Here is a 16678-nt window from a genome sequence, read left to right as displayed (position 1 = left end):
TATTATATTCTCAGATTATTTTTTTTAAAATCATTTTTATATTCTTCAAATGTTTTCTTTAAGCCTTCTTCAAGGGTGATTTTTGAATTCCATCCTAACTTTTTCAATTTTGAAACATCTAAAAGTTTCTGATAAGTTCCATCTGGTTTGCTTTGATCCCAAATAATATTTCCTTTGTAAGAAGTTATATTTGCGATCATTGTAGCTAATTCTTTAATTGATATATCATTACCAGTACCAACATTAAGCCATGTTAGAGGTTCGCCAGACTCATCTAATGGCGCATCTTTATTACTTGGATTCCATTTTTCAAGAGCAAAAATACAGGCTTCAGCTAAGTCATCAACATGCATAAATTCTCTTCGAGGTTTGCCAGAACCCCAACATTCTAATAAATCTTTATTTTCTAATTTATGAATATAAAATCTGTTTAGTAATGCTGGTAAAACATGGCTATTGTATTTATGGTAATTATCACCCTTACCATAAAGATTGGTTGGCATAAGAGAAATAGCATCGAATCCATATTGTTTTCTTAAGGCCTGACAAATTTTTATTCCACTTATCTTTGCTAATGCGTACCATTCATTAGTTTTTTCAAGTGAACTTTTTAATAACTCTTCCTCTTTTATTGGTTGGCTCGAAAATTTAGGATAAATACAACTACTTCCTAAAAATAATAATCTTTTAGAATCATTTTTCCAAGCATTTTCAATAACATTATTTTGTATTTTTAAATTTTCCAGCAGGAAATCAGCAGGATATTTATCATTTGCATAAATTCCTCCAACTTTTGCAGCTGCGAGAATAACTACTGATGGTTTTTTTTCTTTAAACCATTTAGAAACTAATTCAGTATTTGAAAGGTCAAGTTCTTCTCGAGATGGACATTCTAAATTTTCATAGTGATATTTTTTAAGTTTTCTTTTTATAGCGCTTCCAACCATCCCATTGGCACCTGCAATAAATATTTTATCTTTTTTATCAATTAAAAACATTTAATTTCAACCGCTTTCTTTTCCCCTAATTGGAGAAGAACCTTTACCATTTAAAACTAGCCTAATGGTCTTAAGAAATATTATAAAGTCTAATAAAATTGAAAAGTTTTTAATGTAATATATGTCATAACTTAATTTATATTTAGAATCTTCAATTGAGGATCCATATGGATAATTTACCTGTGCCCAACCACTTATTCCAGGTTTAATTGAATATCTTAAATCGTAATTATTCAAATGCTTTCTCAGTAAATTATCGATTTTAGGTCTTTCAGGTCTTGGCCCTATTAAACTCATCTCCCCAGAAATAACTAATAAAAGTTGAGGAAGTTCATCTATTCTGAGTTTTCTTAATATTTTTCCGATTTTAGTAATTCTTTGATCTGATTTTTTTGCCCATTGTATTCCATCTTTTTCTGCATTAATTATCATAGTTCTTAATTTGTAAATTCTGAATTGTTTACCTTCAAAACCATTACGTATTTGACTATAAAATACTGGTCCGCCATCTTCCAATTTTATGAGAAAGGCCGATAAAAATAATATTGGAAAAGATATTATTAAGATTATCAAACTTAAAATTGATTCTCCAATTCGTTTTATTTTTGCTCGTAAACTTATTTCATTATATAAAAACTCTCCATTAATTATTTCACTGGGTTTTACTAATTCAGAAGGATACCTATTTAAATATCTCTCACACCAATAAGATATTTTCATGAATTTAATTCCTTTATTATTTAAGTCATATAAAAATTGCATATTTTTCTTTTTTACTAAGTCATCATCATCTTCATCAATTATTATCCCTTTATAGTTAAAAATAGGTTTTAGTAAATATGCTTTATCAAATAACTTAATATCAAATACGGCACTTGAACCTATAATTTCTTCGAGATATTTTTTTCTTTCAATTTTTCCCATAAAAAGCCAAATTGATTTTGATGATGATTTCTTCACTGAATGGAAACTTATAAAATAGTTCGCTAAAGAAGTTGTAAAAAAGATTTTTAAATAAAAATTTGAAAAATCGTTCAGAAAATTTGAAAATGATTCGAAATTCATATCATTCCAATTCCACAATATTCTGAATAACAATTGAGAAAAAACTATGTTTATAAATATATTTAATATTGTTTTAAAAAAAGGGTTTAAAAAAAAATAAAGCCTTTCTCTTTTCTTGTATGAATATTTACCGGTTATATAGCTAGAAATAATCCAAATAAGATCATTTACCAATAATAAAAAAATTAATAATGACTTATTTGAAATTGAATTATTAAATGTATTTAAGAAAAAAATAAAGTATAAAGAAAAATCTATAAAGATTGCAAAGAATAAACTCTTTCTAGCATTAAACCAATGGAATCTAAATTTCATTTAATTTCTAAATTTATCATTTTCTATTCTTGGGGAAAACTTATATTAAATCCCGATTTTTTTAATAGAGCTTCTTTTTTTGCCTCTTCTTTATCATTATTAATCATTTCTTTGATAAGTTCTTCAAGTGAAGTCTTAGGGTACCAGCCTAGATTATTTTTAGCTTTTTTAGAATCTCCTAAGAGAAAATCTACTTCTGTAGGTCTAAAGTATCTTGGGTCAACTTTTATTACTACCTCTAATGTATCTGCTCTTTTGCCAACCTCATTTAATCCTTCCCCTTCCCATATAATACCTTGATTATTTTTCCCCCATCCCAAATAATGAGCACTTATTTCTGCAAACTTCCTCACACTTTCAGCTCTGCCTGTTGAGATAACATAATCTTCAGGTTTATTTTGTTGAAGCATTAACCATTGCATCTCTACATAATCTTTTGCATGACCCCAATCTCTCATCGAATTTAAATTTCCAAGAAAAAGGTATTTTTCTAGCCCAGCATCGATTCTTGCTAATCCTCTTGTAATTTTTCTTGTAATAAAAGTCTCACCTCTTCTTGGACTCTCATGATTAAATAAAATGCCATTGCACGCAAACATATTGTATGCTTCTCTGTAATTTACAGTTATCCAATATGCATAAAGTTTAGATGCTCCATAAGGGCTTCTTGGATAAAAAGGGGTTTTTTCATTTTGAGGAGTTTCTTGAACTAAACCATAAAGTTCACTAGTACTTGCTTGATAGAATTTTGTTTTATTAATAAAACCTAGAGTTCTAATTGCTTCTAATATTCTAAGCGTGCCCAAAGCATCACAATTCGCGGTATATTCTGGAGTCTCGAAGCTAACTGCCACATGACTTTGGGCTCCTAAATTATAAATTTCATCAGGTTCAATATCTTTTATTAACCTCATTATATTTGTACTATCAGTTAAATCTCCGTAGTGCATGAAGAATCTTGGATTATTATCATGCGGATCTTGATATAAATGATCAACTCTCTGTGTATTTAAACTACTACTTCTTCTTTTGATTCCATGTACTTCGTAATCTTTATTAAGTAAAAATTCAACAAGATAACTGCCATCTTGACCAGTTACTCCTGTTATTAAGGCTTTTTTTGGGGAGGTTATTTTTTTTTCTTTTTTCATTTCTTCAAAATTTTTTTCTACGGAATAAATAATATATATTCCAATTCGTTATCAATTAACAATTATACAATCTATTTGATTGTTAATAACTTAAATACAACTTTAATTATTTTATGTTAGAAATTGACCCTTAATATTTTCTTTCATTGTTGATCTTAGTCCTGCTAGTAATATCCAACAAATAGTGCTTATCCTTACATCAAAATATTGTATGTCAACAAGGTGTGAGAATAAAAAAATTAAAGAAGAAGCAAACCATGCTTTTTGATTTAAGAAAATTTCATAATTATCACCCCCTTTTTCTGAGAGTAGTGAAATTTTTTTAAAAGAAAAATACAAGATTAACAAGTAAAAAGAAAAAATGATTAATGATGGTAAAAAACCATAACTTACAGCTAACTCAATAGGTAGGTTATGAGCATGACCAAACCATTCTCCACTCTTAGCTAAATATAAGATTGGGAATGCTGCAGCTCCCCATCCAAAGATTGGCTTTTGGTTTATGTAATTTAAGGCTGCAAACCATTTATTAATTCTTGGATAATTTCCTAAGTTACTAAATCCAATTTCAGGAAATAAGGTATATATTCTTGAAGGAATTATTGTTTTCATGAAAACTTGTATTTCATTTGGGAAAATTGGTAATACAGATAATGCCAATAATGAAAACCCAACAATAACTAATGGAATGTACCAAACAAGGCTTGATAAACCTAATACAATTGGAGAAGAAATAATAAGACCTAAAAAAGCATTTCTAGAATCTGTTAGAGTTATAAAAGCTATAAATAAAACAGATATAAAAAACATTATTAACTTTATATTTAAATTTTTTCTTGGCCTCGTAAGTTCAGCTAAGCAGAAAGGCCATACTAGTACCATCCATAAGCCAGCATAATTTTGATTGTTAAAAAGGCCTGCTAGAGAGCCGATATCTGATAATGGTTTTTGAAACCAAATAACAAATCCATTAAATAATTCAAAAGGACCATTAATATTTAAAAGCTGAAGTACTCCAGAAAAAATTACAGGTATAGATCCACAAATTAGTAATTTTGATGTAAATAATCTTTTTTCTGGGGAATTCAAATATTTTTGGAATCCCCAAAAACATAAAAAAAATGGAATCCAATTAATTAATCCTAATAAAGAAAGTTTAGGATCTAAATTTAAATCAATATATTTTTCATATCTTAGGAAATGGATAAAACTACTCGCTCCCATAAGAATCGCACTTATGAACAAAGGATAATTCCATTTATCTTTTAAAAACTGAGATGGTTTTAGAAAACTAATAAATTGAGAAATAATTAATAGAAGAATTGATACTCCAACAGCAGAGGCTAAAAAGAATACCCCTGAATAAAAAAATAAGCCTCCTATATTTTCTTGATTATAATTTTTTAATAAAATATTTTTTTTAATAGATATAAACATATTTTTAGGTTGATAAATAAATTATATTTGAATAAATAGCTTTGGAAATCAACCTTGTTTCGCTTAATTAATTGCACATTTAAGAAGTAGAATTAAATAGGATATTCGATTTATTCTAAATATAATTTCTTTGAGGAATCAATAGTTTTTAATTTTTTCAAAGTTGAATAATGCTTTACTCTTTTAAAGGGTGAAATAAATTCTCCATATTTTGAATAAAATATCCAATCAATTTCTTTTTGAGAAACAAGATGAGGCCTTTTATTTTTCTCAAGGTTAAAATAGGTTCTTGTAAATTGATGTGGTCCTGTTAAGTTCATTATTCCCTGTTTTGGAAAACTAAAAACAATATCCTGGAAGTAAAGATAATCTTTTCTTATATTAAAGAGAAGCTCTTTCAGAAATTTTGAACCTTTAGGTAACGCAAAAAAACCATTATGTATTACATTTCTACTTGATCTATTTTGTTCCCTTCCTGCGGTTCTGATTACTTCAATTTTTCTAGGCTCCCAAAGTAAGATTCCATTCGATTCGTTTTTATTATAAATCATTAAAACTTTTTCAATATTTATTTCTGATTTTAGATCTAGCCAAATACCTCCATGTAAATAAATACAGCAAATTCTAAATAAATCTATTTTCTGAACTGGTAAAATTGATTTTTGATAAATTTCATAAATTAAGTCATCTTTAAAATTATCTCTCATAAAGGTGTTCACTTGCTTATTTGAATAAATATTTAAAGCAATTTTTTTGAAATTTGAATAGTAATCCCATTTCCAAAACATACTTTCAGAAACCCAAAAATTATCAGTACTAGAAATTAAATTTATATTTTTTTGTGCTTTAAAGCTTGATATTGAAGATGCTTTTAAAAGCTTGTTAGGATACTCTCTTAATAATATTCTTATGCTTAATTTTCTTAAAAATATAAAAAAGTTTTGTAAGAAATACATATTTTTGCAATAAAACCGCTTCCTAATGGATTCGAACCATTGACCCACTGCTTAGAAGGCAGTTGCTCTATCCAGCTGAGCTAAGGAAGCACCTAGTCATTATATCTGAACAACACTTACTAAACAATCAATTTAATGCTCTTATAATTTTTGAGTTAAAATTTAAAGTTGGAAATTGCTCAAAAGTTTCATAGAATATAAATAAAAACTAGTTTGGCTAAGAGACTTACAGAAAAACAAAGGGAAGAGATCCTAAGGAAATTTAGAGAGGGTTATTCCATTGATTTATTGGCGAAGGAATTTAATTTCACAAATTTAACAATTTCCAGAAATTTAAAAAAATATATAAGTAACCAAGAGTTTAAATCATTAAATACTAATAACAGAAATAAGAAAAAAAATTTTTTTATAAATCAAAAAAAATTGTCTGATTCTCAAGAAAAAAATCATTCTAATCAACAAGTTAATCAGCAGAAGGAATGGGAAAAAGTAGATTCAAATTTAAATTTAGATTTAGATGTAAAAAAAGATCTTGATTTTTCTCCTTTTACAGAGATCGTTCCATTAACTGAAGAAATAGAAAATTTGCCACGAAAAGATTTTTCTTCTGTATCTATATTTGAAGTTAATTTTCCAAATGTTGTTTATATGGTAGTTGATAAAAAAATTGAATTAGAAATTAAAAAATTAGAGGATTATCCAGAGTGGCATTTTTTATCTGAAAATGAATTACAAAGAAAAACTATTGAAATTTATACTGATTTGAAAGCTGCAAAAAGGTCATGCAATAAAGAGCAAAAGGTTATCAAAGTCCCAAATACTAAAGTATTCGAAATTGCAGCACCAATTTTAATTTCCCGAGGAATATCTCGAATTATTAGCGATGATAAATTAATCGCTCTTTAAAATTCAATCTATTTTTTGTTTAAATTAAAAATACTACCTGCTAATGAGCCGCATATAAAATTAATCCCAATAATAAAACCAATTGGTAAACTTATCGAACTTTGATTTAGCATATAAATTTTGCCTTTATTTGAACTATTTTGTAAACCTACTAGTAACATTAAAATTAAACTAAGGTTGAATGTTAAAGTGAAAAATATTTTTTTCAATTTTCTAATCAAAGTTAAATCCACATCCAAATTCTAATACAAATTATAAATCTTGTTTTTAGTAAGGTTTTTCTTCTTAGCTAAATAACTAGAAGCAGATGACAAACTTAGTCCTGCATTAATTAGTTCATTAAGCTCTTTTCTTAATAGGAATTCATTGAATTTGGAATCTTTTTTGCCGATACCTTTAATTACTAGCGTTATTTCCCCAACTACTTCCTTTCCTTCAAAATATTCAATTACCTTATTAACACTAAAATTAAAATGCTCTTCGTACTTTTTTGTTATTTCTCTGGAAACTTGAATTTCCCTTTCACCGCCACAACAATCTTTTAGTTCCTTTAGTAGCTTTAATAGGCGATGTGGGGACTCGAATAGAATGGTTGTTTTTTTACGTTTACTAATTTCTAAAAGGATTTCCTCTCTATCTTTTTTCTTCTTTGGAAGAAAACCTTCAAAGATGAAACTTGAGCTTGGCATCCCGCTTGAAATAAGTGCATTAATAGCCGCACAAGGCCCCGGAATACAAATTGCATCTATTCCATTAATTTTTGCATTTCTTACAAGATCTTCTCCCGGATCGCAAATGCCGGGCATTCCTGCGTCACTTACCAATGCTAGAGATTTGCCTGATTGAAGATAATTAATTAGTTTTGGAATTTTCTTATATCCATTATCTTTATTAAAGCTTATAAGATCATTTTCAAACTTAAATTTATTCATAATTTTTCTTGTTTGTCTGGTATCTTCACATGCAATTAAAGTAACGTTTTTCAAAATTGTTAAAGCTCTAAAAGAAATATCCTCTAAATTGCCAATTGGAGTACCAACAATATATAAAACGCCATTCTCTGGTTCTTGGCTTCTATGAGATAATGATGATTTAGATTTCATATTATGGTTAAATTACCTGTTGGTGTTGATATTAATAATCTTATCGATGATCTAAGAATTTTCAGCTGGGAAGCTGCTGATATATTGATAAACTATTCCCAAAAACTAAAAAGTTTAGATCAAAAAAATAAAATAATTCAAAATACAGATATAAAAGATCCTGTTACTATTGCCGACTTAGAGGTCAATGATTTAATCCTCAAAAGGATGAAAGAAAAATACAATAACATCACCTGGAAATATCTAAGTGAGGAAAATACAAAAATAAATCTCATAAATAATTTAGAAATGGATTCTGAATGGCTATGGATACTTGATCCTTTGGATGGTACGAAAGATTTCATTCAAGGTACAGGAGATTATGCGATGCAATTTGCGCTTAATCATGAAAAAAAACCTGTAATTGGAGTAGTCCTTATTCCTGAAAAAGACGAACTGTGGATATCAAATGGTAAGAATGTTTGGTGCGAGAGAAGAGATAATTCTAAACAAAGCTTTGATTTATCTCTCGAAAAAGATATCTCAGAAATGACGGTAGTAACTAGCAAAAACCACAATAATCTAACTTTAAAAAATTTAATCGATAGGTTGAAGTTCAAAAAAACAATTGAAATGGGGAGCATAGGTTGTAAGATTGCTTCAATAATCAGAGGCGATAGCGATATTTATATATGTTTGAGTCTGCCAGGAAAAAGTTCACCAAAAGATTGGGATTTCGCGGCCCCAGAAGCAATCTTAAATACTGCTGGAGGAAGAATTACCAGAATCAATAACGAATCTTTAATTTATGGTCAAACTGGCTTTGAACAGGGTGGCCTAATTATTGCCTCGAAAAATAATAAAAGGCATAAAGAAATATGCCTTCAAATAAAAGAAATAATTGAAAAAGAAAACAATTTTTCTATAAATTTTTAGTTTAAAGGCGCTACTGGAGTAGGGGTTGGCTCTGGATAGGACATCCCTCCATTCTGGGAAACTCCTCTAAGAGTAAGATTGATCCTACCTCGGCTATCAATCTCTCTAACTCTTACAGTTACTTCGTCACCTTGCCTTACGACATCTTCAACTCTTTCAACCCTTGCCTCGGATAATTGTGAGATGTGGACCATTCCTTCTTTACCTGGAAGAATTTCTACAAAAGCTCCAATTGGGATAATTCTAGTTACTACTCCAGAGAATATTTCCCCTTCATGAACTTTTCTAGTAAGTCCCTCTATGATTTTTTGAGCTTCTTCTGCAGCAGCTCCATCGTGAGAAGCAATAGTAACAATCCCACCATCCTCAATATCAATTTTAGTATTAGTCCTTTCAGTAATACCTTTTATAGTTCTGCCTCCTGGACCAATAACAGTACCAATAAGTTCAGGATCAATTCTGAAGCTTAATAGTCTAGGTGCATGAGGTGATAAGGATTCTTGAGGCTTTTCAATTGCTTCTTTCATTTTATCCAGGATATGTATCCTCGCTGGTCTCGCTTTTTTGATGGCATCAGAAATAATGTTGACAGGTAGACCTGTAATCTTCATATCCATTTGTAAAGCTGTTATACCCTTTTCGGTTCCTGCAACCTTGAAATCCATATCTCCTAGAAAATCTTCAATTCCCTGAATATCTGTTAGTATGCGAATTTCTTTCCCTTCTTTAATTAAACCCATAGCTGTACCGCTAACTGGAGCTTTTAGAGGTACACCTGCATCTAATAATGAAAGCGTACTTCCACAAACAGATCCCATCGAAGTTGAACCATTTGAACTTAAGACCTCACTAACAACTCTTAGCACATAAGGAAAAGTTTCCTTACCAGGAAGAACGGGTATAATAGCTCTCTCTGCAAGAGCTCCATGACCTATCTCTCTTCTCCCAGGAGTTCTCATCGGTCTAGTTTCTCCCACGGAATATGGTGGAAAATTGTAGTGGTGCAAATAAGTTTTTTCTGTGCTTGGATTAAGGTCGTCCATCTCTTGAGCATCACTCGGAGTCCCAAGAGTGGTAGTTGATAAGACCTGAGTTAGACCTCTTTGAAATAAAGCGGAACCATGAACTCTTTTTGGGAGAATTCCAGCTGAGGCAGATATTTTTCTGACCTCGTCAAGATCTCTTCCATCAACTCTTTTCCCTTCATTAATGATTTGAGCCCTCATTAATTTTTTGGTTAGTTTCTTAAAGTCAGAATGAATCAATTTATCATTTTCTGAAGTTACAACTTTTAATTCATTATCATCTTTCAATCCATCAATTTTTTCTTGTATTTCTGATTTAATTTGATCTAGAGCTTCATCTCTTTGATCTTTTGATTGATCATATTTCTTTAAGATCAAATCAATAGGCTTTGTACAATTTTTCTCAAGATAATCTAATAAGGTCTTGTCTTCTTTTGGATTTGAAGGCTTAATTTGTTTTATACCTAAATCTTCAAGAAGTGCTTCTTGAGATTTTATTAATTCGGTAACAGCTTCATATCCAAAATCAATAGCTTCTATAGTATCTTGTTCTGAGAGTTGATTAGCACCTGCTTCAATCATAACAATACCATCAGGTGATCCTGCTACAACAATATCTAAATCGCCTTTTTCTATCTCTCTGTAGCTTGGATTAAGGATGAAATCATCTCCTATCAATCCAACTCTTACTGCAGCCATCGGCCCATAGAAAGGTATTTCACCTAATAAAGTTGCTAATGATGCGCCAGTAACCGCAAGAACATCTGCAGGTACCCTTTCGTCAAGAGATAGGCAAGAAGCAACTATTTGTATTTCGTCTCTCATCCAAGAAGGGAAGAGAGGTCTCATTGGCCTGTCTATCAATCTGGCTATTAAAGTGGCTCTCTCAGGAGGACGCCCCTCCCTTCTCATGAAACCTCCCGGAATTCTTCCTGCAGCATATAGTTTTTCCTCGTAATCACAAATTAGAGGTAGAAAGTCAGCAGGTTCTTTCTTTGTCGTTTTTGTTGCTGTAACTAATAAAGATGTGTCTCCACATTCAATCATTACTGATCCACTTGCTTGAGGAGCATATAGTCCTGTAGTTAGTCGTATCTCTCGTCCATCAAACGTGATCGACTTATTTTGTCCTTCCACTTTTTAAATTATAAAATCAATACATAATTTATTCTTACATTTTATAGGGACATATTGAGTGAAATATTTAAATAAACTGTAAATTTTTAAAAATGAAGAAATGCAAATTAGGAGTCATTTAAAAAATTAATAGTTGTTTTATGAGCAATTTATAATTGATGCAAAAAAAATTATACTACCAACTAGATTTCACAACTCCAGGTAGTTCACCATTGTGAGCTCTTTTTCTTAATTGATTCCTGCATAAACCGAAATCTCTATAAACACCCCTAGGTTTCCCTGTAGCCCAACATCTATTCCTGACTCGGTTTGGAGCTGAGTTTCTTGGAAGACCCTGAATTTTTCTATGAATTTCTAGTCTTTCCATAGGATCTTTAGCAGCCTTAAATTCATCTAGTAAAGATTTTCTTTTCGCAGCATATTTTTTTACAAGCTTTTTACGCTTTACTTCTCTTGCGATCATGGACTTTTTCGCCATCGAAAAAATTTTTATAAACTTCAGTTATTGTAACAGCTCCCTAGCAAATCTCGAAATTTATTTATTGGTTTAATAATCTCTGTACTATTAAAAGTTGACTAGTATCTCTAATAATAAGTAATACACTAAGACCTACTAATAGAAAAAAACTGGATTGAGTAACTGCTATTTGTACTTTAATGGGGACAGGCTTCCCCCTAAATCCCTCAATTAAAGTGAAAACGAGCTGCCCACCATCTAATAGTGGTAGAGGTAATGAATTGAGAACTGCCAAATTGATTGAAATTAATGCTGCGAATAATAATATCCCAGTCCCTCCCTGTTCTGATAGTTGAGCTCCAATTTCAACAATTTTCACTGGGCCACTTAATTGTTGTGCTGTTGAGGAGAAATTTGTTATTAATCCTTTATAACCTTGAATTGTTTTTACTAAAAGTGATGAAAACTCATTATTAGTATATTTAAAAAGTTCGTAAAAGTTTTTTGTCTTTTTAGTCTCCTTTCTTATGTTAGGTTGTAATTGAGCGCCTATTGTACCTTTCCCATCAATATTTTTGGGTACCAAAGTTAAATCTCTAAAAACACCATTCCTCTCTATTTTTATTGAAATGTGATTATCTGAAGAATTTTGAATCTCTTTTACAAAAGTAGAAACAGCTTGATCACCAACTCCTAAAGTAATATTTTCAATTTCTAAAATTTTATCTCCTGCTTCTAATCCAGCATAAGAAGCAGCTTTATCAGGCTGAGTAGCTAAAACTAAGACACCTGGTTCTGGATTATATGGAATGCCAATAGTAGTTACGTTTATAATTAAAATAGTATAAGCAAGAAGTAAATTAGCAAAAACTCCAGCTGATATCACAATAACTCTTTGGATTATTGGTCTATTCTTTAAGAGATTTGGATCTTTTGGATCAATATTGTTTAGTTCTTCATCTGGGAATGAAACAAAGCCTCCCAAAGGAAATGCTCTTAATGAATAGGTAATATTATTGTACTTTTTCTGAATTATTGAAGGCCCAAAACCAATAGAAAATCCATCAACATATATCCCTTGTAAAATTGCAGCAAGAAAATGTCCCATCTCATGAAAAAAAATGAGAAATCCCAAAACTGTTATTGAGGTTAAAACATTCATTTTCTTATATTAAGCAGTTTTTAAAAAATTTGATCCAAAATATGGAACTAAAGCATCTGGAATCTTAACGCTCCCATCTGTTTGTTGGCCATTCTCTAGAATCGCAGCCATTGTTCTTCCAATGGCAAGACCACTGCCATTTAAGGTGTGTAAATATGTATTTTTTTTATCAATTTTTGTTCTTATTGATGATCTGCGTGCTTGAAAATCTAAGCAATTGCTACAACTTGAAATTTCTCTATAACATTTACTACTGGGTAGCCAAACTTCAATATCAAAGGTTCTACTAGCAGAGAATCCCAAGTCTCCAGTACAAATATCTACTAATCGATAGGGTAGATTGAGCTTTTTTAAAATACTTTCTGCATCAGAAGTAATTTTTTTATGTGCTTCTAAAGATTGACTTGGATCACAAAACCAATACAACTCAACCTTATTAAATTGATGAAGTCTTATTAACCCTTTAGTATCTTTTCCATAACTCCCGGCTTCTCGCCTAAAGCATGGGCTATATGCAACATATTTAATAGGTAAATGCTTGGGATCAACAATCTCGTTTCTGTGAAATGCAGTTAGTGGTACTTCGGCCGTTGGAGAAAGCCATAAATCGTCATTGGTACAATTAAAACTTTCATTAGAAAATTTAGGTAATTGTCCAGATCCCTTTAAACTCTCTGAATTTACTAAAGCTGGAGGCATTAACTCTATGTACCCATTTTTAGTATGCATATCGAGCATGAAGTTTATTAAGGCTCTCTCTAATCTGGCGCCATCCCCAATGAGCGTGATAAAACGACTTTTTGATATTTTTGCTGATTTTACAGAGTCAAAAAGATTGAGACTTTCGCCTATCTCCCAGTGAGATTTGACATTTTCTGTAATTAAAGGCTCTCCCCAAGTTTTTATTTGTACATTATTAGTTTCATCTTTCCCAAAAGGTGCATCTTTGCTAGGGAAATTTGGCAAATTACAAATCTCATCATTTATTTGTTTATCCAATATTCTTTGTTTCTCCTCAAATTTAGAGATTCTCAATCTAAAATCATTCCCCTTTTTCTTGAGATCATTCAGTTCTGGATAATTGTTGTTCTGAGATTTGCTAATTGTTTGACCAATTAATTTACTTAATTTTTTACTCTCAGATTGGAGACTTGATATTTCTATATCAATTTCTTTTTTCTTAAGAGTTAACTCATGTATATGAGAAATATTAAAAGCTTTCCCTCTTGAGGATAAATTTTGTTCAACAGATGTTGGATTTTCTCTTATTAATTTTTGATCTAACACTCTTTTTTTTTATACCTTAATAAAGATAGTTAATCTAAATTCATTATTAGGGATTTTTGATGAAAAATTAACTAAATTAATGATTCCTAACTTATTTGATATTTAAATAAATTTAGATTTAGTTACGACGCAGAACGAGCCCGTCCCGTTGATGACCATTTTTTTAGTAAATCAATTTGTTCTTTTGCTGTTCTGGATAAGGGAACTAATTCAGAAACTGCCTTTATTAAATCTTTCTCCATTAGCTCTCTATTCTCAGAGAATGAAATGTGCATACCCTCTATTACTGCTTGTTCAAGTTCTGCACCTGAGTATCCATCTGTTCTGTCGATAATGGTAGAAAGAGGGAAACTATAACCTGGCCTTCTTTTTTTTAAGTGCAAATCAAGAATGCTCAATCTTTCTTCAGAATTTGGCAAATCAAGAAAAAATATCTCATCAAACCTACCTTTCCTTAATAATTCAGCAGGAAGCTTATCTATGGAGTTAGCGGTAGCAATTACAAATACGGCTGATTCTTTTTCAGCCATCCAAGTTAACAGACTCGCCAAAACTCTCTGACTTGTCCCTCCATCACTCCTAGCATCACCTCCAAAGCCCTTATCAATTTCATCAATCCAAAGGATACAAGGGGACATTGCTTCAGCTCTAGATATGGTTTCTCTTGTTCTTGCCTCACTTGAACCGACAAGGCTAGAAAATAGTCTCCCCACATCTAACCTTAGAAGGGGCATAGACCAACTCCTAGAAATTGATTTCGCCGTAAGTGATTTACCAGTACCTTGTGCACCAACGAGTAAGACCCCTTTTGGGATAGGTAGTCCATAGTCCATAGCTTCTTTAGAAAAGGCCCTATATCTTTGATTAAGCCAAACTTTTAAAACACTTAGACCACCTATATCATCTTGACATGATTTGGATTCAAAAAATTCTAATATTTCACTTCTTGCAATTACTTGTTTTTTCTCCTCAAGAATATCTTTGATATCCTCTTTACTAATTTTCCCTCTTTGAGCAAGTGCTTTCGCTGTAACTTGTTTCACTTTTATTTCTGTTAATCCGCTTGAAGCCAAAGAGAGTTCGTTTAAGTCTTGTTCATTAAGTTTTGAGTTGGTATTTGCAGCAATTTTTTTTATTAGATTTTTTAACTCTTTCTGATCAGGTAAAGGTAAGTTGATAATTGTCATTAATTCATCAAGTTCTTCTGATGATGGAAATATATGTGAACTGAATACTAAATTATGATTTGTTTCCTTAAGCGAGGAAGATAGTCCTTTAATAGTTCTATTTATAGATGGATCATCATAAAATTTATGAAAATCTTTAACTAATAATATTGTTGATAATTCAGAACTTTGTTCTTTAAGCCAATTAAGCACTCCTAATGGGTTATTTTGAAATTTACCTTTTTCATTTACCAATCCTTTAATACCGCTAACGCAATCCCAGGAAACAAATCTTTTTATATTTAATTTTTCACATGAATAATTGAGAATATTTTCTAATCTTTCCTCCTCTTTATTCCTTATCCAGATTAATGAAGTTCTTGATTTTATGAGCAATTCTAAATTTTTACACCAAGAATTCATTAGTTAGGATTAAGTCTATTTCTTGCTATTAGGTTCAAAAGGCAATCTTTTCTCTGAGATAGTTGAAGCAGCTGTTGTTATTGCTTCATTTTTTCCTAATAGTTGTTGATCCAAAATTTTCTGTAAATTCTCAGGAAGAGCCTCTTTGTTGAGAAGGAAGGTCTGAAATGCCTGAAAAATATTAGCAACAACCATATATAGTAATACTCCTGCTGGAAGTGGGAAGAAAAGAAACATTCCAGTAATCATAACTGGAGTAATTTTGTTGGCAGTTGATTGTTGAGGATTGGCAGGCATTCCCTGACTGGATAAAACTTGAGATAGTAGTAGGGTTAATCCAAAAGCCCCAACTAGCGCAGCAATATCCCAATTAATAGAACCATCTACATAAAATCCAACTTGACCAAGCGCTTTAATAAAGAGAAAACCACTTTTAGCAGCAAGACCAGGAATTTTAGCTTCGATTGTAGCGTCACCTGGTTTAATGGCAGTTACTGTTCCGTCTTGAGAAACTTTTAAATTTTCAGATCCCTTTGAAACTGTCCAAGTGGGTAGGAACTTAGAGCCATTGTCGTACTTAGATAAAACATCCGAATAGCTGTTGCCATTTGTTGTTTGTAAATTAATTTTTATTGATTCTTCTGTTCCTAATTTTGTCCCATTAGGAATTGTTGCTATCACAGGAAAATGAGATTTTTCTGTAATGAATATAGAGTGTCTTGGAGATTTGTAGGGCTTTGGATCAATAGCCGCAATTTGATCTTGTGGAACGACCTTTAGATTAATGTTGTAAGGAACGTCTGCGAATGGAGAACCTCTTAAAGTTGCAAATAATGCAAAAAGCACAGGCATTTGAACAATAAGTGGAAGACAACCCGCAAGAGGACTGCCGAACTCATTCATTAATTTACCTAATTCTTCTTGTTGTTTCTTTGGATCTCCTGAGAACTTAGATTTTATTTCCGCTTGCCTCTTTTGCATTACTGGCTGGGCAATCTTCATTCGTCTTGCACTTCGTATTGAGCCTGCGCTTAAAGGGAAAAGCGCAATTCTTATTACTACCGTTAATGCAACAATTGCTAATCCATAACTTGGGACTAAACCGTAGAAAAAATCTAGAATAGGGATAAGTAGTTTTTCTGAAATGAACCCTATCACGATATTAAAAAGATTTT

14 protein-coding genes and 1 tRNA gene are annotated in these 16678 nt (G+C 31.2%); 2 read left to right on the top strand and 13 right to left on the bottom strand.

The annotated features are described in order from the left end of the window. Positions 1-2 precede the first annotated feature (2 nt). The 6 genes from HA140_RS06790 to HA140_RS06765 all read right to left on the bottom strand — a co-directional run bounded on the left by HA140_RS06790 (position 3) and on the right by HA140_RS06765 (position 6012). On the bottom strand, positions 3-998 hold the full coding sequence (locus tag HA140_RS06790) for a GDP-L-fucose synthase family protein (protein WP_209040375.1): 996 nt from the start codon (positions 996-998) through the stop codon (positions 3-5). Between the two features lie 6 nt (positions 999-1004). After that, positions 1005-1958: a sugar transferase gene (locus tag HA140_RS06785; RefSeq protein WP_209040374.1), complete on the bottom strand. Its 954-nt coding sequence runs from the start codon at positions 1956-1958 to the stop codon at positions 1005-1007. 443 nt (positions 1959-2401) lie between these two features. Continuing rightward, positions 2402-3529 carry a GDP-mannose 4,6-dehydratase gene (gmd, locus tag HA140_RS06780; RefSeq protein WP_209040373.1) on the bottom strand — a complete coding sequence of 376 codons (1128 nt, stop codon included), beginning with the start codon at positions 3527-3529 and terminating at the stop codon, positions 2402-2404. 111 nt (positions 3530-3640) lie between these two features. Beyond that, positions 3641-4966, bottom strand: coding sequence for an O-antigen ligase family protein (locus tag HA140_RS06775; RefSeq protein ID WP_209040372.1), 1326 nt, complete (start codon positions 4964-4966; stop codon positions 3641-3643). A gap of 110 nt (positions 4967-5076) precedes the next feature. Beyond that, positions 5077-5922, bottom strand: coding sequence for a glycosyltransferase (locus HA140_RS06770; protein ID WP_209040371.1), 846 nt, complete (start codon positions 5920-5922; stop codon positions 5077-5079). Positions 5923-5938: 16 nt separating this feature from the next. Continuing rightward, positions 5939-6012: transfer RNA gene (locus tag HA140_RS06765), tRNA-Arg, on the bottom strand. Between the two features lie 123 nt (positions 6013-6135). Between HA140_RS06765 and HA140_RS06760 the strand changes: the two genes are divergently transcribed. Continuing rightward, positions 6136-6828 carry a helix-turn-helix domain-containing protein gene (locus tag HA140_RS06760; RefSeq protein WP_209040370.1) on the top strand — a complete coding sequence of 231 codons (693 nt, stop codon included), beginning with the start codon at positions 6136-6138 and terminating at the stop codon, positions 6826-6828. A 242-nt stretch (positions 6829-7070) separates the two neighbouring features. Here HA140_RS06760 and rsmI read toward each other — a convergent pair whose 3' ends face one another. Next, a complete protein-coding gene (rsmI, locus tag HA140_RS06755) occupies positions 7071-7931 on the bottom strand; it encodes a 16S rRNA (cytidine(1402)-2'-O)-methyltransferase (RefSeq protein WP_209040369.1) in 861 nt (286 codons plus the stop codon). Positions 7932-7934: 3 nt separating this feature from the next. Here rsmI and HA140_RS06750 point away from each other — a divergent pair, with 3 nt between their 5' ends. Continuing rightward, complete coding sequence (locus tag HA140_RS06750; RefSeq protein WP_209040368.1) at positions 7935-8846, top strand: 3'(2'),5'-bisphosphate nucleotidase CysQ; 912 nt, start codon at positions 7935-7937, stop codon at positions 8844-8846. Here the strand turns inward: HA140_RS06750 and HA140_RS06745 are convergent. The 6 genes from HA140_RS06745 to yidC form a co-directional block, all read right to left on the bottom strand. Continuing rightward, positions 8843-11008, bottom strand: a complete 2166-nt coding sequence (locus HA140_RS06745; RefSeq protein WP_209040367.1) for a polyribonucleotide nucleotidyltransferase — start codon at positions 11006-11008, stop codon at positions 8843-8845. The two genes, HA140_RS06750 and HA140_RS06745, sit on opposite strands and share 4 nt — an antisense overlap. A 175-nt stretch (positions 11009-11183) precedes the next feature. Next, positions 11184-11486, bottom strand: a complete 303-nt coding sequence (gene rpsN, locus HA140_RS06740) for a 30S ribosomal protein S14 (protein ID WP_209040366.1) — start codon at positions 11484-11486, stop codon at positions 11184-11186. 61 nt (positions 11487-11547) lie between these two features. Further along, positions 11548-12627 (bottom strand): RIP metalloprotease RseP, encoded by a 1080-nt coding sequence (gene rseP, locus HA140_RS06735; RefSeq protein ID WP_209040365.1) that lies wholly within the window; start codon positions 12625-12627, stop codon positions 11548-11550. A 9-nt stretch (positions 12628-12636) separates the two neighbouring features. Next, positions 12637-13914 (bottom strand): serine--tRNA ligase, encoded by a 1278-nt coding sequence (gene serS, locus HA140_RS06730; protein WP_209040364.1) that lies wholly within the window; start codon positions 13912-13914, stop codon positions 12637-12639. Positions 13915-14036: 122 nt separating this feature from the next. After that, positions 14037-15503, bottom strand: coding sequence for an AAA family ATPase (locus tag HA140_RS06725; protein ID WP_209040363.1), 1467 nt, complete (start codon positions 15501-15503; stop codon positions 14037-14039). Positions 15504-15518: 15 nt separating this feature from the next. Beyond that, the gene (gene yidC, locus HA140_RS06720) at positions 15519-16661 is read right to left on the bottom strand and encodes a membrane protein insertase YidC (protein ID WP_209040362.1); all 1143 of its coding nucleotides are present in this window, start codon (positions 16659-16661) and stop codon (positions 15519-15521) included. Positions 16662-16678: the final 17 nt, after the last annotated feature.

The sequence above is a fragment of the Prochlorococcus marinus CUG1417 genome (genome assembly GCF_017695975.1).
GTDB lineage: Bacteria > Cyanobacteriota > Cyanobacteriia > PCC-6307 > Cyanobiaceae > Prochlorococcus_A > Prochlorococcus_A marinus_AG.
This window is presented reverse-complemented; position numbering and strand designations above follow the sequence as displayed.